General features: G+C 58.7%; 19 protein-coding genes. 8 read left to right on the forward strand and 11 right to left on the reverse strand.

What is annotated here, in order from left to right; all coding sequences use genetic code 11:
* Positions 1-49 precede the first annotated feature (49 nt).
* Positions 50-3,490 carry a TonB-dependent receptor gene (locus OHL18_RS00795; protein WP_263372930.1) on the forward strand — a complete coding sequence of 1,147 codons (3,441 nt, stop codon included), beginning with the start codon at positions 50-52 and terminating at the stop codon, positions 3,488-3,490.
* A gap of 846 nt (positions 3,491-4,336) precedes the next feature.
* Here the strand turns inward: OHL18_RS00795 and OHL18_RS00800 are convergent.
* The 5 genes from OHL18_RS00800 to OHL18_RS00820 form a co-directional block, all read right to left on the reverse strand.
* Positions 4,337-5,209 carry a hypothetical protein gene (locus tag OHL18_RS00800; RefSeq protein ID WP_263372931.1) on the reverse strand — a complete coding sequence of 291 codons (873 nt, stop codon included), beginning with the start codon at positions 5,207-5,209 and terminating at the stop codon, positions 4,337-4,339.
* A gap of 101 nt (positions 5,210-5,310) precedes the next feature.
* A complete protein-coding gene (locus OHL18_RS00805; protein ID WP_263372932.1) occupies positions 5,311-5,733 on the reverse strand; it encodes a type II toxin-antitoxin system VapC family toxin in 423 nt (140 codons plus the stop codon).
* Positions 5,733-5,987: a type II toxin-antitoxin system Phd/YefM family antitoxin gene (locus tag OHL18_RS00810; protein WP_263372933.1), complete on the reverse strand. Its 255-nt coding sequence runs from the start codon at positions 5,985-5,987 to the stop codon at positions 5,733-5,735. The genes OHL18_RS00805 and OHL18_RS00810 overlap by 1 nt, the downstream gene beginning before the upstream one ends.
* 290 nt (positions 5,988-6,277) lie before the next feature.
* Complete coding sequence (locus OHL18_RS00815) at positions 6,278-7,105, reverse strand: DeoR/GlpR family DNA-binding transcription regulator (protein ID WP_263372934.1); 828 nt, start codon at positions 7,103-7,105, stop codon at positions 6,278-6,280.
* Positions 7,106-7,124: 19 nt separating this feature from the next.
* Positions 7,125-8,357: an acyltransferase family protein gene (locus OHL18_RS00820; RefSeq protein WP_263372935.1), complete on the reverse strand. Its 1,233-nt coding sequence runs from the start codon at positions 8,355-8,357 to the stop codon at positions 7,125-7,127.
* 213 nt (positions 8,358-8,570) lie between these two features.
* On the opposite strand from OHL18_RS00820, the gene OHL18_RS00825 reads away from it, so the two are divergent.
* Positions 8,571-9,941, forward strand: a complete 1,371-nt coding sequence (locus tag OHL18_RS00825) for a Gfo/Idh/MocA family protein (protein WP_263372936.1) — start codon at positions 8,571-8,573, stop codon at positions 9,939-9,941.
* An 83-nt stretch (positions 9,942-10,024) separates the two neighbouring features.
* On the opposite strand, the gene OHL18_RS00830 is transcribed toward OHL18_RS00825, so the two are convergent.
* Together OHL18_RS00830 and OHL18_RS00835 are read right to left on the reverse strand one after the other, a co-directional pair.
* A complete protein-coding gene (locus tag OHL18_RS00830) occupies positions 10,025-10,594 on the reverse strand; it encodes a Swt1 family HEPN domain-containing protein (RefSeq protein ID WP_263372937.1) in 570 nt (189 codons plus the stop codon).
* Entirely contained in the window at positions 10,591-11,226 is a 636-nt protein-coding gene (locus OHL18_RS00835; RefSeq protein ID WP_263372938.1) for a DUF5343 domain-containing protein, read from the reverse strand. The genes OHL18_RS00830 and OHL18_RS00835 overlap by 4 nt, the downstream gene beginning before the upstream one ends.
* 222 nt (positions 11,227-11,448) lie before the next feature.
* Here OHL18_RS00835 and OHL18_RS00840 point away from each other — a divergent pair, with 222 nt between their 5' ends.
* Positions 11,449-11,724: a DUF3606 domain-containing protein gene (locus OHL18_RS00840; protein ID WP_263372939.1), complete on the forward strand. Its 276-nt coding sequence runs from the start codon at positions 11,449-11,451 to the stop codon at positions 11,722-11,724.
* Between the two features lie 140 nt (positions 11,725-11,864).
* On the opposite strand, the gene OHL18_RS00845 is transcribed toward OHL18_RS00840, so the two are convergent.
* Both OHL18_RS00845 and OHL18_RS00850 read right to left on the reverse strand, forming a co-directional pair.
* Positions 11,865-13,142: a D-tagatose-bisphosphate aldolase, class II, non-catalytic subunit gene (locus OHL18_RS00845; protein WP_263372940.1), complete on the reverse strand. Its 1,278-nt coding sequence runs from the start codon at positions 13,140-13,142 to the stop codon at positions 11,865-11,867.
* 4 nt (positions 13,143-13,146) lie between these two features.
* Positions 13,147-14,343 carry an SIS domain-containing protein gene (locus OHL18_RS00850; RefSeq protein WP_263372941.1) on the reverse strand — a complete coding sequence of 399 codons (1,197 nt, stop codon included), beginning with the start codon at positions 14,341-14,343 and terminating at the stop codon, positions 13,147-13,149.
* Between the two features lie 77 nt (positions 14,344-14,420).
* Here OHL18_RS00850 and OHL18_RS00855 point away from each other — a divergent pair, with 77 nt between their 5' ends.
* A complete protein-coding gene (locus tag OHL18_RS00855; RefSeq protein ID WP_263372942.1) occupies positions 14,421-15,392 on the forward strand; it encodes a carbohydrate kinase family protein in 972 nt (323 codons plus the stop codon).
* Positions 15,393-15,623: 231 nt separating this feature from the next.
* Positions 15,624-16,412, forward strand: coding sequence for an alpha/beta fold hydrolase (locus tag OHL18_RS00860; protein WP_263372943.1), 789 nt, complete (start codon positions 15,624-15,626; stop codon positions 16,410-16,412).
* 51 nt (positions 16,413-16,463) lie between these two features.
* Here OHL18_RS00860 and OHL18_RS00865 read toward each other — a convergent pair whose 3' ends face one another.
* Both OHL18_RS00865 and OHL18_RS00870 read right to left on the reverse strand, forming a co-directional pair.
* Positions 16,464-17,435, reverse strand: coding sequence for an AraC family transcriptional regulator (locus OHL18_RS00865; protein ID WP_263372944.1), 972 nt, complete (start codon positions 17,433-17,435; stop codon positions 16,464-16,466).
* Positions 17,436-17,531: 96 nt separating this feature from the next.
* Complete coding sequence (locus OHL18_RS00870; protein WP_263372945.1) at positions 17,532-18,605, reverse strand: amidohydrolase family protein; 1,074 nt, start codon at positions 18,603-18,605, stop codon at positions 17,532-17,534.
* 117 nt (positions 18,606-18,722) lie between these two features.
* Here OHL18_RS00870 and OHL18_RS00875 point away from each other — a divergent pair, with 117 nt between their 5' ends.
* The 3 genes from OHL18_RS00875 (at position 18,723) to OHL18_RS00885 (ending at position 23,290) form a co-directional block, all read left to right on the forward strand.
* Complete coding sequence (locus OHL18_RS00875) at positions 18,723-20,417, forward strand: sugar porter family MFS transporter (RefSeq protein ID WP_263372946.1); 1,695 nt, start codon at positions 18,723-18,725, stop codon at positions 20,415-20,417.
* A gap of 117 nt (positions 20,418-20,534) precedes the next feature.
* A complete protein-coding gene (locus tag OHL18_RS00880) occupies positions 20,535-21,848 on the forward strand; it encodes a carbohydrate porin (protein WP_263372947.1) in 1,314 nt (437 codons plus the stop codon).
* A gap of 50 nt (positions 21,849-21,898) precedes the next feature.
* A complete protein-coding gene (locus OHL18_RS00885) occupies positions 21,899-23,290 on the forward strand; it encodes an amidohydrolase family protein (RefSeq protein ID WP_263372948.1) in 1,392 nt (463 codons plus the stop codon).
* The last annotated feature ends 2 nt before the right edge of the window (positions 23,291-23,292 follow it).

Genomic DNA, 23,292 nt, shown 5'->3' on the forward strand with positions numbered 1-23,292 from the left:
ACGTAAACAAATGAAAATCCATGGAAGCTGAAGGGAAGCCCGTATGCACATGCGAAGGAATCTGAAGCTGCATCTCTTTCTTGCACTTGCTCTCTTTTCGGTCATCGCGCCTACCCGCAGCCTGCATGCGCAGATCGACACCGCAACCGTCGCTGGCCGCGTCACCGATAAGTCCGGCGCAACCGTCGCCAACGCCGACATCACCGTCACCAGCACCGAGACCAACTTCGCCTATCACGCCAAAAGCGCCTCCAACGGCGAGTGGACCATCAGCCCCGTCCACATCGGCACCTATAAGCTCATCGTCAAAGCAGACGGCTTCAACGAGTCCGTCGTCGGTCCCTTCACTCTCAGCGTCCAGCAGCGCCCGCAGTTCGATACCGCCCTCCAGCCCGGCGCGACCACCGTCGTCGAAGTCACCGACTCTGCTCCCGTCCTCGAAACCGCCACCTCCGAGCGCAGCCAGCTCATCGACAGCCGCACCATGCAGACCCTCCCGCTCAACGGTCGCAACCCCGTCCAGCTCGCCCAGCTCTCAGCCGGCGTCACTGTGAGTGAACCCGGTGCCCGCGACGAGCAAGGCTACGGCTTCAGCGCCAACGGCGCTCGCTCCCTCCAGAACAACTTCCTCCTCGACGGCGTAGACAACAACTCCAACCTCCCCGACGACCTCAACGAGGCCAACTACGTCGTCATGCCCTCCGTCGACGCCCTCCAGGAGTTCCGCTTCGAGACCGACTCCTACTCCGCCGAGTTCGGCCGCGCCACCGGTGCCGTCGTCAACGCCACCACCAAGAGCGGCACCAATCACTATCACGGCGTCATCTACGAGTTCCTCCGCAACCAGGCCTTCGACGCCCGCAACTACTTCGACCAGATCCAGCCCGCCTACCACCAGAACCAGTTCGGCGCGACCCTCGGCATGCCCATCCTGCGCGACAAGCTCTTCCTCTTCATGGACTACGAAGGCCTTCGCCTCTCGCAGGGCCAGACCAACACCGCCATCGTTCCTACCGCCGCCCAGGCCAGCGGCGACTTCACCAGCCAGCTCGACCTCACCACCTCCACCGGGGTCTTAGACTGCAACGGCAACGCCACCTACGCCGGAGAGCTCTTCAACACCAAGCTCACCCAGGCCTCCGCCGCAAGCCCAACGGGCTACTGCGGCGTCCCCTTCGGCTACAACGCCGACGGCACCCCATCGAACATCATCCCCGCCGGCAGCATCGACCCCCTCGGTGCCAAGCTGGCTGCCCTCTATCCCGCGCCCAACGCCAGCGGCAACGGCTACAACTACGTCTCCAACCCCAAGCTGACCCGCAACAATAACCAGGGCGACGTCCGCGTCGACCAGGTCCTCACCCACAGCGACAACATCTTCTACCGCTTCTCCATCGCCCGCCAGCCCTCCATCATCCCGGCCGTCTTCCCTGGCCTAGCAGACGGCGGCGGCTTCTTCTCGGGCGTCGGCGACAACCGCGCCTACTCCATCGCCATCAGCGAAACCCACGTCTTCACCCCCACCAAGGTCAACGAGATCCGCCTAGGCTACAACCGCCTCCACACCAACCGCTTCCAGTTCAACTCCAACACCGACGTCTCCGGCCAGATCGGCTTCCCCGGCGTCCCTTACCAGGCTGGCACCGACAACGGCGGCCTTCCCCAGATGTTCTTCAACGACGTCGCCACCCTCGGCAGCCCCACCTATCTCCCATCAAACGAGATCCAGAACACCTACTCCATCTCCGACACCTTCACCCTCATCCATAACAACCACAGCATCAAGTTCGGGGGCGAGTACCGCCCCGAAGAGTTCACCATCTTCCAGCCCGCCGCTCCGCGCGGAACCCTCAACTTCGGCCCCCAGTTCACCGACAACCCAGCCGCGCAAGGCAGCGGCGGCAGCGGCCTAGCCACACTCCTTACCGGCCAACCCGACGGCGGCGGCATCAACAACATCAACAACGTCGACTACAACCGTAAGGTCTACGGCGTCTTCCTCCAGGATGACTGGCGCGCCACCCCCACCCTCACCATCAACGCCGGCATCCGTTACGACTTCTTCTCCGCCATCCTCGAGCGCCACAACGCCCAGGCAAACTTCAACCCCGTCACCGGCGCCCTGGACATCCCCGCCAGCAGCAACGTCACCCTCACCCCGACCTTCGCCTCCGAGATCACCGCCAACCACACCGCGACCAACGGCCTCATCCCGCCCATCTACACCGACTTCTCCCCACGCCTCGGCCTCGCCTGGCAGTTCCACAAGGGCTGGGTCGCCCGCGCCGCCAGCGGCCTCTTCTTCAACGGCGAAGAGTCCGGCCCCTACTCGAACCCCAGCCCCGGCTTCAACCCGCCCTACTTCGCCTCGCAGAACTTCGTCGCCCCTTGCAGTCTTCCCTCCTACGCCGCAGGCTCAAGCTGCGCCGTCCCTGGCCTTAGCGTCCTCGCCGACGGCTTCCCCAGCAACGCCCTGGTCGATCCCAACACCCCCAACCTCTTCGGCGAAGACAAGCTGAAAACCCCATACGTAGCGCAATGGCACGTGACCGTGCAGCATGAACTCACACCGCACACCACCGTCGAAGCCGCCTTCGTCGGCTCCAAGGGAACGCACCTCTACACCTTCGGCAATCTGAACCAGGCCGCACCCACCGCCGACTCCTCCGCCCCATCCGCGCCCCGCCGCCCCTTCCCATCCCTCGACACCTCCATCGGCTGGCTCCGCTCCAACGGCTTCTCCAACTACAACTCGGCCCAGTTCAAGCTGGAGCAGCACCTCAGCCACGGCGTCGCCGCTATCGTGAACTACACCTACAGCCACGCTCTCGGAAACTCCTCGAACGCCAACCTCGGTGCCCAGAACAACGACGGCTTCCGTGACGAGCGCCTCCTAGGCGAGTACGGCAACCTCGACTTCGACAACCGCCATCGCTTCACCACCGGCTACTCCTGGGATCTCCCCATCGGCAAAGGCCAGTGGCTCGCCGGAGCCGTCAGCACCCCGGTCAACTACCTCATCGGCGACTGGCAGCTCTCCGGCATCGCAACGCTCTCCTCGGGCACCTGGTTCACCGTCACCGACGCCAACGCCAACTTCGCCAACTCCGACGGCCAGCAGCGTCCCGACGCCGTCGCCGGACAGAAGCCCAACGGCAAGCCCTGCGTCGCCGGAACCTCCTTCAACACCTGCGCCTTCCAGGACCCTGCCGCCGGCTCCTTCGGCGATGTGCCTCTCAACACCGTCAACGGCCCCGGCGACAAGAACTGGGACATCTCCATCCTGAAGACCATCGCCCTCTCCGAAGCCCGCCGCTTCGAACTTCGCGGCGAGTTCTACAACGCCCTCAACCACCCCAACTTCCTCTTCGCCGCCCCCGGCCCACAGAACTCCAACAACGCCACCACCTTCGGTTCCACCAACTTCGGCATCGTCACCGCCGCCCGCGACCCACGCCTCATCCAGATCGGCCTCAAGTTCTACTACTGATCCACTCTCCCAATCTGCAAAGAGAGGAAGGCCGCAGCGGCATACCGCTGCGGCCTTTTTCTTATTTTGTCTCTTTCCTATTTTCCTTGTTTGTCATTCCCGAAGGGAATCTGCTTCTCGTCCACCATAAGACCCGTCATGTCGACCGAAGCATTGCAGCTTCATCGCAATGCGCAGTGGAGAGCCCCCCGCATTTCGCCTTTGCCGTGCTTGGTTCATTTTGCTTGTCATTCCCGAAGGGAATCTGCCTTTGGACTGTCAGCACTTCTTCGGAATTACCTAGGACCAGCCTATTATTGGCAGGAGCTGGTGCGATCACTTCCGCAACGCCGACTTATCAGGGCCAATCCAGCGAAGTACCGAGGGAACTAATGTCCGTCAGTGAAGAGAGACAGATAGCTAAGCAAGACTAGCGCCGTGCTGCTGAGAATGAGACGCCCGCGCCACCGATAGGCAAAGGTAGAAAACAGAAGTGCTAATACCGAGGCGCATAGCGCAGCACTGACCGCGGAGAAATTCCACGAGTTTGAATATCCTCCGTTACCGTCTGAGATGAGCGGAAACGGGTTTACCAAAGCCAACATGGCTGCCGGTAAGGCAAGGGCCATTGTCGCGAGGGAGAGCCAAAAACACCAAACTCTAAATCTTGAGAGCAGCACCTGATCCTCCACAACTGCCAGGTTATTGATTTCGGCGTTCTTGTTTATATCCGTCCCAACGAACGCGCTTATCCGAGTTGCGCCGTTGAATACGGGAGGGAAGCCGACTTATCGGGAGTACTTCTCCTCTTGAAGTGAAGACACCTACGGAGGCCAGCGGGGTTAGGTGGCCCTGTTTTCTTGCTTCTCAGATGATGGCAATCACGCCATCGTGGTCTGGCGAGATTGCAGACTGGAAGGTATACTGCAAGGCGTCACGCAGGGCAAATGAAGTTTTTTCATCAGGAATGCTGCCGATCTTCTTTCCCATCCCGTCATACACTTCCACCAGAACGTGGCCGTCCGTCACTTTCATCAGCAGCGAAGTAGCCCCAATCGGCAATTCCGCGCGATGAAGCATTCCGATCGCTTGAAGCAGAGCAGACAACCGGGTATATTCCGTTTGTTGCTCTGGCGACGGAACGATCTTTATGCCAGCCTTTACGAACTCAGCTTGCCATGCCGCCACCGCCCTGAGACATATAGATTCAAGGTCTCCAAGCGTGTTGTCGTCTTTATCAACCACGGTGGCTGCGATTCGCACATTGGCATCACCGTGAGCTGTGACAGGTCCGCCGAAGACTGGAATCGTGATTAGCGGTGTTTCAGCCGACGTGCTTATCTTGAACTCCAAAGTGGTATGCGCCGCCTGTATCCTAGGCGAGAGTCCCGATCTAGAGGGACGGCTTAGCTCCGCGTGCTTGTCCAAGTTCCAAAGATCATGAACGATCGCAACGTCACGATTACTATTGATCAACAGGTCGCCGGTCTCAGGCTTTCCGTTCCTTCTGCACCAGGCGTGTAGGTGATCCTTTAGAGAAGCAATGTTGTTGACGAGCGTCGAAAGTCTGTTCGCTACCGTAGCAGGCTTCTCGATTTTAGTGAAATCAAACGTAACTGCGAATGGCCCGCCAGAATCTCGTCTTGCAGGCTTCATCGATGCCAGTTTCTCAGTGATTCGCATTTCAGCAAGAGATGCGTACAGTTGTTCTAATTTCTGCTCGATAGTGGGACCAGACAACTGTGTTTTACCTCCGGCTCCGCTGGCTGTCCGTGCCTAGCCAGATGATGTTACTCCTGATAAACGCTCTTCGCGGAATCTGATGAGTTGATTTCAGACATTCAGCGAACATCCCAGGGATTCAATACCGGCACACCCGTAACTTCAAAGTCCGCAACGTTCCGCGTCACGACGGTCATGCTGTGCACCAGAGCCGTCGCCGCAATCAGAGCGTCACGCTCAGCTCGTGGATCCGGCACATGCAGCGACGCACAGCGAAGCGCAACCGCAGCATCGACGGGCAGCACCCGGTCCAGAAACTCAGGCAAGACGTGATGCGTCATCCACGCCCTCAGCCGAGTGCCTTGGGCGGCATCGCGCCGCTCGATCTGGAGGATGCCAAGCTCGATTTCCATCAAGGTCATCGCGGAGAGATAGAGCGTTGCAGCATCCACGCTCTCTACCCAGGCAATGACGTTCGCATCGGCCTTGCCATCGCCAACCTTACGCAGTTCGGAGAGGACATTGGTGTAGAGAAGGAACATCAGGAAAGATCCGCTGGACGCACGGAGATTTGCAGCTTAGGTGGGTCAAATTCAATGCCAGCAAGGCCCGGCATGGACAGAACGTCGACAATACTCCGTCTCTGGCCGGAGAGCCGCTGATAGTCCTCGATGCTAAGCAGCACATGGGCAGGCTTGCCCCGGTCGGTGATAAACACCGGCCCTTTGTTAGCCGCCTTCTTCGCCCGGCCTGTGTCCTGATTGAACTCTCGGCTGGAAAGAGTTGTGATCGCCATCGGTCACCTCCAAAGCCAATTGTAGAAAAGTTACTACATTACATCGCAGTGATCCTATCCGCCGTCATTCTGAGCCGAAGGCGAAGAATCCCCGCATTTCGCTCGGAGCGGCTTAGCTTATTCCAAGCGGCAAAGTGATCCGGCAATCGCTGCAGGCAAGCCGATAGCCAAACTATGTGGAAATGTTCCACGTGGAACATTTTAGGTAAATATCCAGTAAGCCGTTTAGAATCAGAAAATACTCGCGGAAACCCGCCAATGTTCCACGTGGAACATTGTTGAAAACCCGCTCACACCAGAATCAACTTGCACCCAAACGACTTGATCCGTTCCTGTAACTCCGGCAACAAACTCTCATCGCTGATCACAATATCCACCTCGGAGAACGAAGCAATCAGCGACATGCTCCGCTTGCTGAACTTGCTCGCATCCGCCACAACGATAATCTCGCGCGCCGCCCGCAGCATGGCCCGGTTCGCCATCGTCTCTTCAAGGTTCGTCCCGCTCACCCCAAAATCAGGATCGCATCCGGCTCCGCAAAGAAACAGCTTGTCGGCCGAGAACTGTTCCAGCATGTCCTCTGTCTGCCGGCCCACGATCGAAGCCGAATCGTTCCGAACCGTCCCGCCCATCATGATGATCTGCGTGTTGCGCGAATTCAGCAGCTCCGCCGCGATATTCACGCCATTCGTGATGACCTGCACATTCTGGATATTCTTCAGGTTGCGCGCGACTTCGAGCGCCGTCGTACCCGAGTCGAGAATGATCGTCTCGCCCTCGCGCACCAGCGTCGCCGCCATCGCTCCAATGCGCTGCTTCTCCTTCGACTGACTCTTGATGCGCTCATGGACCGGCGACTCGCGGAAGACGGTATCGTGAATTACCGCTCCTCCATGCGACCGCTGCACCAGGCCGCGCTGGTCTAACTCATTCAAATCGCTGCGGATCGTCACAGCGGAGGTATTGAACCTCCGGACCAGCTCGTTGACCTTGGCCCGGCCCTCTGCTCGCAGAATCTGCAGGATCTGCATGCGGCGTTCTTCCGCCATCATGCCTTCCTGCAAGGGCTCTTCAAGTCGTATGCCGTTTGTAGAGTGCTCGACGGCTTCTTTTTTCATCTCTCCCAATCAGTGCTCCTCAAATGCGAAGGAAGATCTTGTTGCGGAACATCCAATGCAGTATAAGCCAGTACACCGCAAGCGTTAGCGCACCGATGAAGACCGGCTCCAGCGCCGTGCCGAAGACGTTCAGTACCCGCATACCGAGATGGATGCGGAAGCTGCTTAAGATGAAGTCCTCGAAGAGATGGGCCATCAGATAGGCGGCGATCGAGTTCATTCCGACGACCACCAGCGGAAACGCCAGCTTCGTGTTCTTCTTCACGTCCACAATCCACGAGAAGGCCGCGAGAAACAGGAAGCAACAGCCGCCACTCCACAGCGTCCACGCAGGCGTCCAGATGCGCTTCACAATCGGGTTGATTCCAGTGAAGTGCAGCAGCAGGCCGCTCGCCATCAGGATGCCCGCAGCGATCAGGAACTTGCGGATAGGAATGACCAGCGGGCTCTCAATGAACCAGCGCCCTGCTGCAAGCCCAAGCAGCATCGTGCCGAGGGTCGGAATAAAGCTCAGGGTCAGATAGCCGCCATCGTTGAACAGGAACCGGCTGGGCCTCGGAAAGAGGTTGAGGAACCAAACATCGAACGCCTGCCCGAGATTGCTGTTCTTGTTCCAGTGCGCCGCAAACCCATGCAGCAGGTGCGAGTGCCAGTCATCCGGGACGCCCACGGCGTTCCAATCAAAGTTCGGTCCCGGAGCGGGATAGAGCGCCCACGCGAGCCAATATCCGAAGAGAATGACGCCGAAGGCCGTCCACTGCCAGCGCGGCTTCAGGAACGTCAGCAGCACCGCAAACGTGTATCCCATGCCGATCTGCGTCAGCGTGTCCTCGAACGTAAAGTTCGTCATCGGGCTATGAATCGACCGCAGAAAAAATCCCAGGCACATCAACAAGACGCTGCGCCAGATGGTGTGTCCGAGAATCTGCGGGAAGGTCTGCCCCTTCTTCTGGCGGCTGCGCAAGGAGTACGGCAGCGCCACGCCCACAAGAAACGTGAACGACGGCTGGATCATGTCGTGCAGCCCCATCCCCGTCCACTCCACGTGCGTCTGGTTGTAGCCGAGGATGTGCCAAAGCGTACTATTTGGGAAGGATTTTGCGACCTCGCCAAACTGCATGACTTCGGCCATCATCAGCAGCATGACCAGGCCGCGATAGGCATCGACAGCAACGTTGCGTTGCGGTGCATTGGCAACAGACGGAAAGGGGGGTGCAGCCTCAGAAGAGAGAACGGATACGGATGCGGCCATCGAGACCTCCACGGGAAGTTCAGGTGCGCGAATCGTGCTGGGACAAGTGGAGCGATTCTAGCACGATGCGACCTTCGGTCGCTTTCATTTTCCTTCGATCAGCTTAGATATTTGCTTTGACAGTCGATGACCAATGAAATACCCTCATCCGAAAGATAGATAGGTTGCGATTGCTTGCGATTCTCAGCCTCTAGCCGTTCCAAGGAGATTTCATTGAATCTGAGCCCCGAAGATGTCAGCGCAACGGTACGTGGATTCTGGAGCCGGAGACGATTTGTGCAGATGAGCGCAGCCACCGCAGTCGCAACAAACCTCGCCGGCCTCGCCCAGTCCGAGACCTCGACCGGCACGACCATGATCGATGTTCCCTTTGCCAAGCGGAACCCGAAGATAGCCATGATCGGCACCGGCGGACGCGGTACGAATCTGCTTGAGAACCTGATCGCCGCCGACGCGCAGATCATCGCGCTCTGCGACGTCGTCAAAGAGAAGGCCGAACATGCGGCGTCGCTCGTCACTGCAGCTGGCGCAAAGAAGCCCGACCTCTACACCGATGGCCCGCATGACTTCGAAAAGATGCTCGCTCGCTCCGACATTGACTTCGTCATCATCGCGACGCCGTGGCTGTGGCACGCACCGATGGCGATCTATGGCATGGAGCATGGCAAGGATGTCGCTGTGGAAGTGCCTGCCGTCACAACGCTCGATGACTGCTGGAAGATCGTCAACACCTCCGAGAAGACGCGCAAGCATTGCATGATGCTGGAGAACTGCTGCTACGGCTATAACGAGACGCTGATCCTGCGCATGATTCTTGCCGGCAAGTTCGGCGAGCTGCTCTATGGTGAAGGCGCCTACCTGCATGACCTGCGCGAAGAGCTGTTCTCCGATAAGGGTGAAGGCCTGTGGCGGCGCGATGAGCATACCAAGCGCAACGGCAATCCTTATCCCACACACGGCCTTGGGCCTGTCGCGAACTACATGGGCATCCAGCGCGGCGACCGGTTCGCGCATCTGGTCAGCATGAGCACGCCGCAGCGCGGCCTCGATGCGTATCGGAAAGAGCATTTGAAGGCCGACGATCCGCGTATGAAGGAAAAGTACGTGGAGGGCGACATGAACACGTCGCTGATCAAGACCGCGAACGGCCTGACGATCTGCGTGAAGCACACGACATCGACGCCGCATCCGTATGACCGCGTCAACCAGATTGCGGGCACCAAGGGCGTGTTTTACGACTATCCGCCGCGCATCTATCTGGATGGCCAGAACGCCGATGAGGAGTTCGAATCGATCGACAAGTGGAAGGAGTTCCAGCACCCGCTGTGGAAGTCCGAGGGCGAGATCGCGAAGAAGCTTGGCGGACACGGCGGCATGGACTACATCATGCTCTATCGCCTGCTGCAGTGTGTGCGCGAGGGCATCGCGCCGGACATGGATGTCTACGACGCGGCGGCATGGTCTTCAGTGACGCCGTTGAGCGAGGCCTCGGTGGCGCATGGGTCCGCGCCGCAGGAGTTCCCGGACTTTACGCGTGGCAAGTGGATGGTAAGGAAGGCTTCAGCGATTGGAACGCAGAGCTAGGATTAGTGCCGACAAGCCGACTTATGAGGAGCAAACGAAGTTGCGGAGGAGAGCCGTGGGAATCGCTGCTGATCGATACGCGTCTATGGGGCGACCACTCGAAACCAGTCTCGCATCACCTGCTTGACGCGTTCATGCTCTTCCGGGGTAACCGTGCTCATGTGGCAGATGGTGTTCCGGGTGTGGACAATAAGTCGCGTCTGCTGTAACAAACCTTTGTCACCGACGAGTGCTTCAAAATGCTTTTTCCAATTGCTTGGATCATCCACGATGCTGATGAGTTGGCCGAGGGTGGTCATCGCAAGCTTGCCTCGCGAATCAAGGTTCATCCATTTCTTCTTGTCTTCGGTCTCTTCAAGTTTTGAGACGTCGTCCCGGACGTTTTGCGGAACTGAGTTCCACCAGTTTTCATTGTCGGCCTCCGAAAGAACTGTCAGAACGAAATCCCTTAGATAACTTTCTAAAACGAAGAACAATTTGAATGTATTCGCTGCACCATCGGCCTCGCGACATTCGTCCGGCAACACTTCTGCAACGTTGAAGGTATCTGAGATCATTAGGGCTGAACGGGGCACAGTGCCAGGCAAAGTGAGTACATGCCGCTGTGCTGATCGGCCAATCATTAAAAAATTTGCGAGTTTGGCGGAGTTCATCCCAAAGACTTCCTCAATGCGTTGAAGATCGCCAAGTATGTTTCCTCGGTGCCGTTAGATGGGAGGTGAATCTCAATGTTGAATCTGAAATCCGGGTTGAATCCCGACTGCCGAACATCAAGTTCCCGCCGGGCCGTTACAGTGAAATCTTCCCTTTGCTTTTCGTCTTTTGGGGCGCTTTCCTCGGACGATTCATCAGCAGCTTGGACCTGGCTGAAATCGGCAGCTTTGACAAGTGCATTGAAAGTGTAAGTGATGAGCTTAGTCATCGCTTCATCGGCACCACTAACCTGCGCAACGAGGCCCTTAAGCTGCTCATTTTGCAAAGAATACGCAGCCTCGTTTGCCTCAAAAAGCGGGGCGTAAGCTTTGCGAATACCTTCTGCGATAGCCGACCTTGCGGTTGCAGTGTTTTTTAAGCGGCCATACTCCACCGACGGCTTTCCCGCGTTATCGAGAAACCCAAGCTTCTTCAGAAGCGATATAAGCTGGCGGTCATTTGATCCCTTTAGGCCAATAGTATCGGCCAAGAACTTCATTGTGAATGCGTCGGGAATCTTCGCCTTCGCGATCTTCTCGAATAGCGTAGGAACATTCTTATTGGTAGCAAGATAGGGAAGGTCTTTCGCCACTCGGTTGCTCCGTTCAGGATCGGTCAAATTGAGTCATTTAAGCGTTCCAATTCTATATTCAGTTAAGGTATCGATAAACGCTCTTATCGGAATCTTCGATAACGCCAGAGGCGCGAGTGCACTGATGGCATGTTGATGGGCCTTCGGCGCGCAAACTTCATTCCCGTGCTGAGACATCCCCGTACTGCCGCCAGACATCGCACCGAGGAGGAGATAAGAATAATGTCTGATCCGACTCGCGAGATGGGAATTGAACCAACTGACTTTGACGCACTGCAGACGCTGGATGAAGAGATTCCGAAGGCACCGCACGATCCGGAACATATTAACCCGAAGCTGGCTTCGGACGTGCGTTACTGGTCCGCGCAGTTGGGCGTGACTGGCCAGGTATTGCATGAGGCGGTGCGGGTGCATGGTACTTCCGTTGCCAAGGTACGAGCGGCCGTTGAGAAGCACCGCGTGAATATGAACGACCCCAGCATCCACATTCCGGCGTAGCAGGCGGGATTCGTGGCAGTCCCACTCATCGCGTAAGACAAAGGCGCGATGAATGGGGCACAAATCAGTGGTGTTCGTGGTGAGGATCGCGGCATGCGGCGTATCTCCGCTTCGGTCGAGATTGACGAGTTCAGGTGGACCTATGAGTTGGAGCCAGCAGCGTAGATGCGCAGAACATCTTTCACCTTGTCCACGATGAGCGAAGCTGGATCTTCTGCGATCTTCCCAGCTCGCGCACGCTCGTACTGCGTGGGAAGATAGAGGCTCAGGACGCTCTCGGGAATCTTTACAGCATCGAGGTTCGCTACGAGCTGCTTTACCGCGTTCGCGATCTCTGGGTAGTGCCAGTAGTACCGGACGCGATCGCTGTAGCTGAAGCGGCGCAGCAACGCCTGCTGCGCCGCGTCACCCGCGTAGTAGGGCCGCCAGGAGTCAGGATGCGCGAGCATCGTCTCGTCGATCACCGCGAGAAGATTTGATTGCTTGGTGGCCGTGACCAAAAGCGTCTCGATGGAAGCCAACGCATCGAACGCTTCGCGAAGCGCGAACGTCAGCGCGGGGCCGACCTTCAGAATCGCAAAGCCGTCTTGAACCAGTTCTCCATAGGCGCTCGCAAACTGGTAGTCAGTCGAGTGCGCTTCGAAGACGATCGATGGAGCCTGGTCGCGACGCCATGCGATCAGGGCTTCGGCCTTCGAGTGCTTGTAGTGAACGACGCTATCGTGATCGAACTCCACTCCCGGCTGCACCACCATCGCGATCACGCGGTGCCATGCGGCATTGAGGCCTTTTTCAGCGAAGGCCGCGCGATGCACCTCAAGCGTATGTGCCGCAGCTTCGGGCGGCGTGATCTGTAGACCATCAAGCGAGCGCGTCGCTCCCCCTGGTGTTGGCACTTCGGTGCCGATCACGTAGACGGGCTTGTCTTGGCCAGCGGGAGCAGAGGCCTCCGCAGCGGCGCATAGCTTGACGCTACGGCTTGCGACCTCTTCGTCGCTGAGCGGCACGGGATCGCTCGCGCACGACATGCTCGCGTCGAGATGGATCTTGGTGAAGCCTGCGGCGGCGTATGCGGAGACCATGGCGACGGCGTGCCCCATCGCTTCGACTACGGGCAGGCTTTTCCATGGATTGGGGCCGAGGTGATCGCCGCCAAGAATGAGCTTGCTGAGATTAAGCCCGGCCTTGGTCACGATCTCTTCCGCGAAGATGCGGAAGTCCGCGGGCTTCATCCCCGTGTATCCGCCAAACTGGTTGACCTGGTTGCTGGTCGCTTCAATCAGCAGCAGAGTTCCCTGCTCTGCGGCAAGCTCAGCGGCAGCTCGCAGGACCAGCGGGTGTGCTGAGCAGACCGACGTGATGCCTGCCTGCTTGCCATCGGTTCCCTGCTTCAGGTGCTCCTGCAGTAGCGTCGACATACTCTCAACGATAGATCGTGAAGTCGCTCACGACGCGGTTGATCACTCCTGCTGGACTTGGTGCGTCCGGACGAAGGCCGAAGGAGATGGACGAGTAAAGCCCGAGCAACTGGCCGAAGATCACATCGACGGGAGGACGGTAGGCATCGGGGAACGAGCCATCGATGCCGTTATAAATGTCGCAGAACGGCAACGCTTCAGCCTCGTTCGCATGGAGGCCAACGACCAAGCAAGTCGCAGTGATCTTCTTCTCGCGGATCTCACGGAGCAGGTCGATCTCATAGCGAAGTCGCGTGCGTTCGGACGAGAGAAAACAGATGAAGTCGGTGTCGGGATCAAGGGCTGCCATGGGGCCGTGGCGCAGGCCGAGTGAGGTCTGCCACATGGTCTTGATCTTGCCACCCGACATCTCGAGGACCTTGAGCGATGCCTCCTGCGCTACAGCGGCGAGCGAGCCTGAGCCGATCATGCAGATGCGACGGCTCCCGCCGTTTGCGAGCTTCTTTGCGAGTTCGGCGGAATCCGCGAGGAATTTGTTCGCAGCCGCGATCATTCCTGCGAGGATGGGCTTGTACTCGGCGAAGGTCCACGCATGGGCGAGGCACTGGCCGAAGAGCACCATGTTGGTGAAGGAGCTGGTCATGGCGAGGCTGCGGTCGTTCACGGCGTCGTCGAGCACAGCGGTGAAGGCGTTGACGCGGTTCGCCGCAAGACCCGCCATGCGCGAGTTTGCGTTGCACGTGACGACGAGGTGCGAGATCTCCGGGTAGACCTCGAGCGCCTGTTCGAGCACATTGACGCCTTCGGGCGAATCGCCAGAGCGAGAGAACGAGATCCAGAGATAGCGCCGACCGGGGATGACATACTCAGACATGGTCGGCAGCAGGCTGGTGCTGGCGACGGCGGAGGTCTCACAGCCCCAGCGCTGACGCAGGAGCAGAGCGAGCGATTCGCCGATGTAGTCCGACGTTCCGGCGCCGATGAGCATCACGACCGGGCGAGCTTCGAGCGGACTGTTTACCCCGGCGTGCTCGAGAAATGCGATGATCTCACTGTGCCGAGACTCGAAGAGGGCTGCAGTTTTGGCCCAGGTCGCGGGCTGCTGGGCAATCTCTCGCGGCGTAAAAGCTAGTCCCCGTGACTCCTGCTCGGCAATCGGCAGTTCCAGCAAACTGGTCAGGGCACTGGTTTGGGCACTCACGCGATGCAACCTCCAAAACACTCAAATAGAAAAGTAAATGAAACAAAACACAAAAAATAGTAACATGAAATCCGATTATGAAAGCACAAACAACGCCTGAAGTTTCTCAGTCCGGTCGCCGGTTCGATGTCACCATTGCGGGCGAGATCAACCTCGACCTGATCCTCTACGGCCTGCCGCAGGAGATGCCGGTGGAGCGCGAACTGCTTGCGTCGAAGTTCCAGGTGACACTGGGAAGCTCCTCGGCGATTGTCGCGCACAATCTCGCGGCGCTCGGCATGAAGGTGGGCTTCGTGACACGCATTGGCCCGGATGATTTCGGCAAGCTCGCGCTGGAGCGGCTGGCGGAGAGCGGCGTCGACCTCTCGCATGTGCAATCCGGAGTCGGAACTTCAGGGACTGGCGTGACGATTCTGCTGCCGCATGAACGCGAGCGGCATATGTTCACGTATCTGGGTACGATTGCGGAGCTGACGACGGAGTCGCTGCCGCTCGAATATCTGGAAGACTCGCGGCACTTCCATCTCTCGTCGCTGTATCTGCAGCGTGGCTTGCAGCCGGGGCTGGTGGCGCTGCTGCGGCATTTGAAGGCTGCGGGAATGACGATCTCGCTGGATACGAACGACGATCCGGATGGGACTTGGGGCGGCATCCTCAACGATATTCTGGAGTTGGTCGACGTGCTTCTGCCCAGTGAAGGCGAGCTGATGCGGATGACGGAGACTTCGAGCCTCGATGAGGCTCTCGATGTGATGGGCAAGCGGGTTCCGCTGATCGTGGTGAAGTGCGGGGCACGTGGGGCGCTTGTCTACCAGAACGGCGAGAGCCATGTGGTGCCGGGGCTTTCGGTCGTTCCGGTCGATACTATCGGCGCGGGGGACAGCTTCAACGCGGGCTTCCTCAGCGCGTATCTTCGCGGCGCAACGCCGGTGGAGGCTGCGCGGATGGGGAATGTGACCGGCGCGCTTTCGACGCAGGGTGCGGGTGGGACCGAGGCGTTTCGAAATGCCGGGTTGCGGGAGGGGTTTCTGAGGAAGTATCGAGGGTAAGGGGCCAGCTCGAGGATGTTAGAGAATTCGCTGGATCGTTGTTTAGCGGGCGGATTGATGAAGAGAGGGCGACTTCCCGGCGTAATGAGCGGGCTATAAGCGCCCACATAACTTCGGACTTTCAGTCATGGAATCAGGAGTCTCTGGTATGGGCTGATTTTTTCCTGGGGCCTACCTTTGAGTTTGAAGGACATCGCGAAGATGCCTACAAACAAAGGGGTTCCAAGAAAGATGAAACTGTTTATCGCTGCTCTCGCCTCATCTATGCTCGCTTGTGGCCCAAATGCCAGGGCTGCACAAAAGCCGACCATAGTGCTCGTCCACGGTGCTTTCGAAGATTCGCAGATTTGGGGTCACGTGTCGGCGAAGCTGGAATCGGACGGCTACAAGGTCGTGGCTGTCAATCTGCCGGGACGTCCGGGCAACCCGATGGCTCCTGACAAGGTCAGTCTCGATCTGTATCGGGACACCGTCGTTAAGGCGCTTGGGACCACAAAAGGCCCTGCGGTGGTTGTAGGCCATAGCTTCGGCGGCATTGTTATCTCAGCTGTTGCTGAACAAGCGCCGAAGAAGGTCAAGACGCTGGTCTACCTGGCCGCTTACCTGCCGCAAGATGGGGATTCGTTGGTTTCGATGGCACAGAAAGATGCCGATGCCAAGATCGGTCCGCATCTGCAGATTCAGAAGGAAAAAGGAATCGCCTCCATTGAGTATTCTGCACGCGCTGACCTTTTTGCGAACGGCGGTCCCGAGGAGCTGCGCAAGGCAATTCCCGACCTGATTCTGGATGAGCCCCTGGCACCGCTGGCTACGCCTGTGAAGGTCACGGCCGCGAGGTTTGGCAAAGTGGACAAGGTCTATATCCACACAGCTCTCGATCAGGTGATCAGCCCCGCGTTTCAGGCGCAGATGGTGACCGCCACTCCGGTACGGGCGGAGTACACCCTCCAGACGGGGCACACCCCCTTCCTCACCGATCCTGATGGCCTGGCTGAAGATATCGAGAAGGCCGCCCAGTAACAAGGCCTGTCGATCAAACGCGGACTAGGAGAATCACGGCAGGTGGCGTTTTCATAGCGCTGCCTGCCGTTTTTTTGCTTCGCTTGGGGCATACCCGAAGTTCGCTTTAAATGCCCGGCTGAATGCCGCGTCCGAAGCATACCCGCATCTGTATGCGACTTCCGTCACCTTCAAGTTGCTGCTGCGGAGCAGGTCGACTGCCAGAGTGAGACGCCATTGAGCCAGATATCGGAGTGGCGATTTTCCGACGGCCTTTGTGAAACGTTCCGCAAAGATAGAGCGTGACATGCCTGCGATTTTGGCGAAGGCTCCAACGGTCCAGCGGCGGAAGGGATCGGCGTGCATGGCGTTCAGGACGCGCCCGATGCTCTCTTCCCCCAAGCCTCCGAGCCATCCCATACGATTTACTTCGGTAGCTGCCCAGCTGCGTAGAGTGCGAATCACCAACAGGTCAATCAGGCGGGAGATCATCAGGGACGAGCCCGGGTCCGGTTGTTGTGCCTCTGAAACAAGGAAATTCGAGATTGCTTCGAGCCAGCGGGGAGAGCCGGCGTCCCCACACGGGATATGGATGATGGGCGGCAGAGCCGACATGACTGCGGGCAGAGGGCTGCCTTCAAAAGTAAAAAAGCCACTGATTGTTTGGGTAACGTTGCTATCTCCGCCGTGGCTTAAGACAAGCTTCTCGCGATCGAAGTACTTCGCGGCGACGACTTCGATCTTTTCAGCAGGTGAGCCCAGGACGTCAGTAAGGACATGGCCTCTTCCTAGAGGTAATAGGACTAAATCCCCTTCAGAGACTCGTGTCGGCTTTCCATCGGTCGGAACCACCCACGCACTCCCTTTCCTGACGAAGTGAAAGTGGGCCGCTCCGGGCTGGAATTCGAGACCCCATGGCTCGCCGAGGAATGCGGTATACACCAACTCCCCGCGTAGACGAATCAGGGTTAGCACCTCTGAGAGCACGTCAATGCGTGCTGCCGACATGCCGAAATCCTGCGCCTTTCCGGAGGAGACAGTCATAGTCTGTAATCCAGATTTTATCCTTGGGTGGCGTGTCCCTATCGGGCGGTAAGGCCACCTGATACGGGCACCCGGTTTGGGCTGATAGTCCTGTCCTTACCGCAGTCTGGGCAGGAGCTTTAGGGCGTTGTCGCGATAGACCTTCTTCAGGACGTCGTCTGGCAGGAAGAGGCCGTAGATGTTCCAGCGGCCCTGGCGAGAGGCGTGGGAAGGGTATTCGAAGTACTCGTCGTCGGTTTCGAGGAAGCGGTAGTAGAGGCGGTACATTTCCACATCAGGCAGCAGATCGGTTCCGAAGAGGATGCGGTCGGCGTACTTCAGGAAGAGCTTGCGTGCGGTATAGGGCTGGCGACCGAGTTCGGGTGTGCGGGCGCTGAAGTCGATGAGCAGGTTCGGCATCGCGTCAAGTTGCTCTTCTAAATAGCCAAGATCTTCACCGGATTCCGCGCAGTGCGCGCCGACGAAGGTTGTGGAGGGATGCCGCGCGATGACGCGGTTCCGCTGTTCAAGGAGCTCGCGCTTGGTGACAGGGACATCGCTGAAGCCCCAGTCGGGGTGCGCGGCCAGTTCTTCGTAGCGCTCGTTGAACTGGTCGATCGGCGAGAAGAAGGCAGTTGGGTCGGAGGTGTGGAACATCACGGGCAAGTTCCATTTACCGCAGGCCTCGAAGATGGGGGCGAAGCGTTCGTCGTCGATGCGCAGCAGGGCTCCGTCGGTGCCGCGCAGGGTGAGACCGAGGTCTTTCCAGAACTTGATGCCGACGATGCCGTGGTCGATCTGGCGCTGCAAGCGGTCGAGTGTGACCTGGACGAAGTCCGGGCGATCCACGCCGCTCCAGTCCATCCAGCCGATGGTCGAAAATCGCTCCGGCGAGGCGCTATGATACTTGTCGATCATCGCCAGCGCTTTTTCTCCAACCTGCATGGTTATGTTCACCAGATGCTCAATTCCGCACGCATCCATGATCGCGAGGACGTCCTTGGGCTCCATGGAATCGAGGTGATTGTGATAGTCGATTACCGGGAACTTTGGCCGTTCCACGATCTGCGGCTTGCGCTGTAGAGTGGAACGAGGGTGGAAGTCGCTGAGGCGCAGGTCGACCTCGGCGGTGGCGCTCACCATGTCTACAAACTTGTCAGATTTAGCCGGTGAAGCGTCCTGTAAAGCCATGCAGCCACCTCGAATCGATTGATATCTTTTGGTTACGTTTACTTTCGCTTTACACTACAGCCGCTCGGCGGTTCGCGTCAAAGCAGTAGCATCCCACTTCAGCTTCTCAAGGATTCCATGACCGAAGGCAAGTCCGCTCTCTCCACTCCCGCTTTCTACAGCAAGTTTCTGCTCTGTATCGCCGGATTGGGCGGTCTGCTCTATGGCATCGACGTGGGCATCAGCTCTGCGGCGCTGCTCTACCTGAGCAAGACGGTGGATCTTACCGTCAGCCAGACTTCGATCATCGTTGCGGCCGTATTTGGCGGCAGCACCATCTCTTCGCTCATCGCGGGCTTCTTCGCGGACTGGGTAGGCCGTAAGAAGATGGTCATCATCAGCGGTCTGCTCTTTGTACTCAGTGTCGCGATCATCGTCTCTTCGCATGGCTTTGCCACATTGCTGATTGGCCGCTTGCTGCAAGGGCTTAGTGGCGGCGTGATCGCGGTTGTGGTGCCTCTGTACCTTGCCGAGTGCCTTAGCGCGGGATCGCGTGGCAAGGGCTCAGGCATCTTCCAGTTCATGCTGACGTTCGGAATCGTAGCTGCGTCGTTGACTGGCTTGTACTACATTCACCAGGCGGAGGCAGCGATTGCGTTGGCGGGTGGAAACGCCGCATTGATTCGTGCGGCCCAAGACCACGCCTGGCGGAGTATGTTCCTTGCCGTCGTCTATCCTGGCGCAGCGTTTTTCCTTGGCGCATTCTTCCTGAGCGAGACGCCGCGCTGGCTGTTCCGTAAAGGACGCTTGGACGAGGCGAGTGCTGCGCTGCGGCGTGCCGTCTCCGCCGACGAGGCCGACCGTGAGATGCGCGAGATGCAGGAGCTCGCCCTCGAGGACAAGCAGCATGCCGTGGCGACATCGGGTTCAGGCTCGCTGCTGCAACGCAAGTATGTCTATCCGTTTCTGCTGGCGTGCGTCATCCTTACGCTGAACCAGACTACGGGCATCAACTCCGTCCTTGGCTACCTGCTGGTCATCCTGAAACAGGCGGGCATGACAGCGACCCACGCGGCGCAGGGCGATCTCACCGTGAAGGTGCTGAACTGCCTCATGACGATCGTTGGCGTCGCGCTGGTCGACCGCAAGGGCCGCAAGTTTCTGCTCAGTCTGGGCACAGGCGGCATCGTGGTGGCGGTGCTTGGCGCGGCGTTCTTCTTCTATGCATTTGAGTCCCATCGCGTCGATATCAGCCAGCAGTTAAACACACGCATCCAGGGCAACACGTTGAACCTGAGCGCGAGCGATGTCAAAGCCTGGTCACCACAGGGTTCTGGCGCTATGGGCTTGAGCATCCTCTACTCCTACGGCAGCGGCGACAAGCTCGCGACGCTGGTCAGCACCGACCTGGCACCGCTCGCCGTAGCGCCCGAGGCCGAGGCCGCAACCAAGCCGCTCATCATCCGTCACGCCTTTCTCAGCCGCATCCCCCCCGAGCGCACCGGATGGTTCGTCACCGCCTTCCTCGCGCTGTTTATTGCGAGCTACGCGGCTGGCCCCGGCGTTGTGGTGTGGCTTGCGCTCTCGGAGCTGATGCCTACTCGCATACGCTCCGCTGGCATGGGAATCGCGTTGCTGCTGAATCAGGGCGCATCCACGTTGATCGCGGGCGTCTTCCTGCCTGCGGTCGCAAACTTTGGCTACTTCTCCATGTTCCTGTTCTGGGGTGGCTGCACGATGCTCTACTTCTGCACTGCCGTCTTCTTCCTGCCGGAGACCAAGGGCAAGACGCTTGAAGAGATTGAACGGACCTTTGACCCGGCGCGTGCTTGATTGGGGCGTGATTTCGAATTTTGAACTGACGTGACAGGAAAAATTCTCGAACGTATGGCACGCTGATCTGTACGCGGCGAATCGACCATGTTGCGCCAACAGATGCGGAGGCCAGAGATGGATAGCGGCAGGCATGCCATGCGAGTGATCGGCATCTCGCTGATGCTCTTTTTGCAGCGTCAGGCGGTCGCGCAGGTGGGCTCGGGATCGCCGGATGCGTCGGCGCATGTCCAGGTAAGGACCAAAGCTGGAGACTTCACTGAGTCGCCCAAAGAGTCCTTCCCCGGTCAGGCGCTGGATCAGGATGCGGCGGTGTTATCGCGAGTTCCATCTGACCCGCTGCTGCATGACGATCCCTTCCGCACTCTCCTGGTGCCGTTTGACCGGAGCATGAACGAGCTTCGCAAGGAGCGGAGACTCAGCCTCGCCGCAACGTACACCGTCGTCGATCAATATGCCACGGAGACGCCTGCCGGAGTGCGCCACAACTGGGCGACGGGACGGTACGATCTTGTGGGCGGATGGAAGGCCTATGACCACGGAGGCAATGCGGGTTCGTTCAGCCTGCTGGTGCGCTCGGGGACGAACATCGGTGTGAGCGAACAGTTCAATCTAAGCGACCAGCTTGGATCGGGGCTGGTGTTGAACTGCCTTCCTGGCGGTGGGCCGCAACGTCCCATCACGCTAAATGTTTTGTACTACCGGCAGGATTTCTACAAGAAGAAGCTGGCCTTCTACATCGGCAAGATCCATCCCAACGAGTTCATCAGCCTTAGCCTCTACAACAATGATGAACGCAGCCAGTTCCTCAACGCCGAGAACGATGGCAACCTGACCATTCCTTCGGATGGCATCTACGCCGGCGGAGCCGCGCTGGAGTACCAGGCTACCGAGCACATCTACGTCCATGCCGTTACCGTCGACACAGAAGGCGGCCAGGAGAGGAATCTTAAGACCCTGGCTGAAAAGAAGTACCTGAATGCAATCGAGTTCGGCTGGAAGAAAGGAAGCCCGACCCAGCAACAGCATATCTTTCGTTTTGGTCTGTGGAGAGACGACACCGCGGACCAGGGCAGCGGCGCCGGCGTTGGGTTCGGTTCGGATTACGAGCTCAAGAGCGGCTGGGTCCCGTTTGGGAGACTTGGCATCGGTACCGACCGGGGCACTTCTATCAAGCGGGTCTTCGATGCGGGGCTCGCGAACATACGGCCGTTTGGACGGCGCGGCGATATGTTCGGAGCGTCGTTCACCATCAACGATCCCAGCCATGGTGCTCTGCATCATGAGAGCCTCTTCGAGACGTTCTACCGGCTGAGGCTGACGCAGAGCCTCGATCTCGGCCCGGACCTAGAGGTATCGATCCATCCGACCAATAGCAAACCGGCCTATACGACCGCGTTGCTTGGATTCAGGTTGCGGCTGATCCTTTGATGTAGAACTGAGACTTACCCGATCTTGCAAGCAAGGAGACTTAGCACCCTATGAGCTACATCCTGGCCGATGGCTGGCTGATTACGATGAACGCGAAGCGCGAGGTGCTGGAGAGCGCGAGCGTGTGCGTGGCTGGGGACCGCGTCGCGGCGATTGGTACGCGGACGCAGATGGTCGAGCGCTATCCCGAGGCGGAGGTGATCGACTGCGCGGGCAAGATCGTGATGCCGGGGATGGTGAACACACATACGCATCTCTTCCAGACGCTGCTGAAGGGCCTGGGCGACGACATGGTGCTGAAGAGGTGGTTCACCTGCATGACCGGGCCGAGCGCGATTCATTTGACCGCCGACGATGCGCGCGCCGCGGCGATGCATGGCTGCGTGGAGTCGATACGCGGCGGCGTGACGACCGTGCTGGACTTCATGTACGCGCATCCGAAGCCGGGGATGATCGCCGCCGTTGTAGGTGCGTTTGAGGAGACCGGCGTTCGAGGATTTGTATGCCGTGGCTTTGCTTCGATGGGCGAAGAGTACGGCACGCCGCCGGAGTTGATCGAGACTCCTGAGAAGGCGATGGGCGATGCGCGAGAACAGATTCGGCGATTCAACAAGCCGGGTGGGCGCGTGCAAGTGGGCGTCGCTTGCAACATGATCTGGACGGTCGACGAAGAGGGCTATCGGCAGACGCGCAAGCTGGCGGATGAAGAGAAGGTGCTGGTCACGACGCATATTGGCGAGACCGTCTTCGAGCTTGAGACCTCTGCTGCGAAGTATGGGAAGACCGACACGGAGTTTCTGTCGGACATCGGATTTCTTGGGCCGGATGTGGTGGCCGCACATTGTGTCCATTGCACGACGGACGACATCCGGCTGCTGCTGAAGCACGATGTGAAGGTGTCGAACAACCCTTGCAGCAACCAGTACCTTGCATCGGGATGCGCGCCGATTCCCGAGATGCTTAAGGCCGGATTGACGGTGGGACTGGCCAGCGATGGGCCAGCAAGCAGCAACAACCACAGCATGATCCAGGCGATGAAGTTCGCCGCGTTGCAGCAGAAGGGCGTGCATCAGGATGCGGAGATCATCACGGCGGAGACGGTGCTGGAGATGGCGACGATTGGTGGGGCACGAGCAGTTGGGCTTGAGGGCGAGATCGGGTCGATCGAGGTGGGAAAGAAGGCGGACATCGCGGTCGTCGACTACGACAACGCTTGGATGACGCCGATCCATCATCCGGTATCGGCTCTCGTCTATTCTGCGCTGGGGCATGAGGTGGTGACTGTCTTGATCGATGGCGAGATAGTGATGCGTGACGGAGTGGTGAGGAGCGTCGAGGAACGTGCGGTGCGGCGGAGCGCGCAGCTTCATGCGGACGCGTTGACGGCTCGCGCAGGAACAGATGCGTTCAAGCGCAGAGCGTGGCGGTCGGCGACGGTTTAGCT

Origin of the sequence: Granulicella aggregans, assembly GCF_025685565.1 — a bacterium.
Taxonomy (GTDB): Bacteria; Acidobacteriota; Terriglobia; order Terriglobales; family Acidobacteriaceae; genus Edaphobacter; species Edaphobacter aggregans_B.

Coding starts and splice junctions, on each gene's coding strand:
- OHL18_RS00795 (WP_263372930.1), top strand. CDS start 50: ATGCGAAGGAATCTGAAGCTGCATCTCTTTCTTGCACTTGCTCTCTTT.
- OHL18_RS00805 (WP_263372932.1), bottom strand. CDS start 5,733: ATGTTCCTTCTCTACACCAATGTCCTCTCCGAACTGCGTAAGGTTGGC.
- OHL18_RS00810 (WP_263372933.1), bottom strand. CDS start 5,987: ATGGCGATCACAACTCTTTCCAGCCGAGAGTTCAATCAGGACACAGGC.
- OHL18_RS00815 (WP_263372934.1), bottom strand. CDS start 7,105: ATGAAAAAAGAAGCCGTCGAGCACTCTACAAACGGCATACGACTTGAA.
- OHL18_RS00820 (WP_263372935.1), bottom strand. CDS start 8,357: ATGGCCGCATCCGTATCCGTTCTCTCTTCTGAGGCTGCACCCCCCTTT.
- OHL18_RS00830 (WP_263372937.1), bottom strand. CDS start 10,594: ATGAACTCCGCCAAACTCGCAAATTTTTTAATGATTGGCCGATCAGCA.
- OHL18_RS00840 (WP_263372939.1), top strand. CDS start 11,449: ATGTCTGATCCGACTCGCGAGATGGGAATTGAACCAACTGACTTTGAC.
- OHL18_RS00845 (WP_263372940.1), bottom strand. CDS start 13,142: ATGTCGACGCTACTGCAGGAGCACCTGAAGCAGGGAACCGATGGCAAG.
- OHL18_RS00855 (WP_263372942.1), top strand. CDS start 14,421: ATGAAAGCACAAACAACGCCTGAAGTTTCTCAGTCCGGTCGCCGGTTC.
- OHL18_RS00860 (WP_263372943.1), top strand. CDS start 15,624: ATGAAACTGTTTATCGCTGCTCTCGCCTCATCTATGCTCGCTTGTGGC.
- OHL18_RS00865 (WP_263372944.1), bottom strand. CDS start 17,435: ATGACTGTCTCCTCCGGAAAGGCGCAGGATTTCGGCATGTCGGCAGCA.
- OHL18_RS00870 (WP_263372945.1), bottom strand. CDS start 18,605: ATGGCTTTACAGGACGCTTCACCGGCTAAATCTGACAAGTTTGTAGAC.
- OHL18_RS00875 (WP_263372946.1), top strand. CDS start 18,723: ATGACCGAAGGCAAGTCCGCTCTCTCCACTCCCGCTTTCTACAGCAAG.
- OHL18_RS00880 (WP_263372947.1), top strand. CDS start 20,535: ATGGATAGCGGCAGGCATGCCATGCGAGTGATCGGCATCTCGCTGATG.
- OHL18_RS00885 (WP_263372948.1), top strand. CDS start 21,899: ATGAGCTACATCCTGGCCGATGGCTGGCTGATTACGATGAACGCGAAG.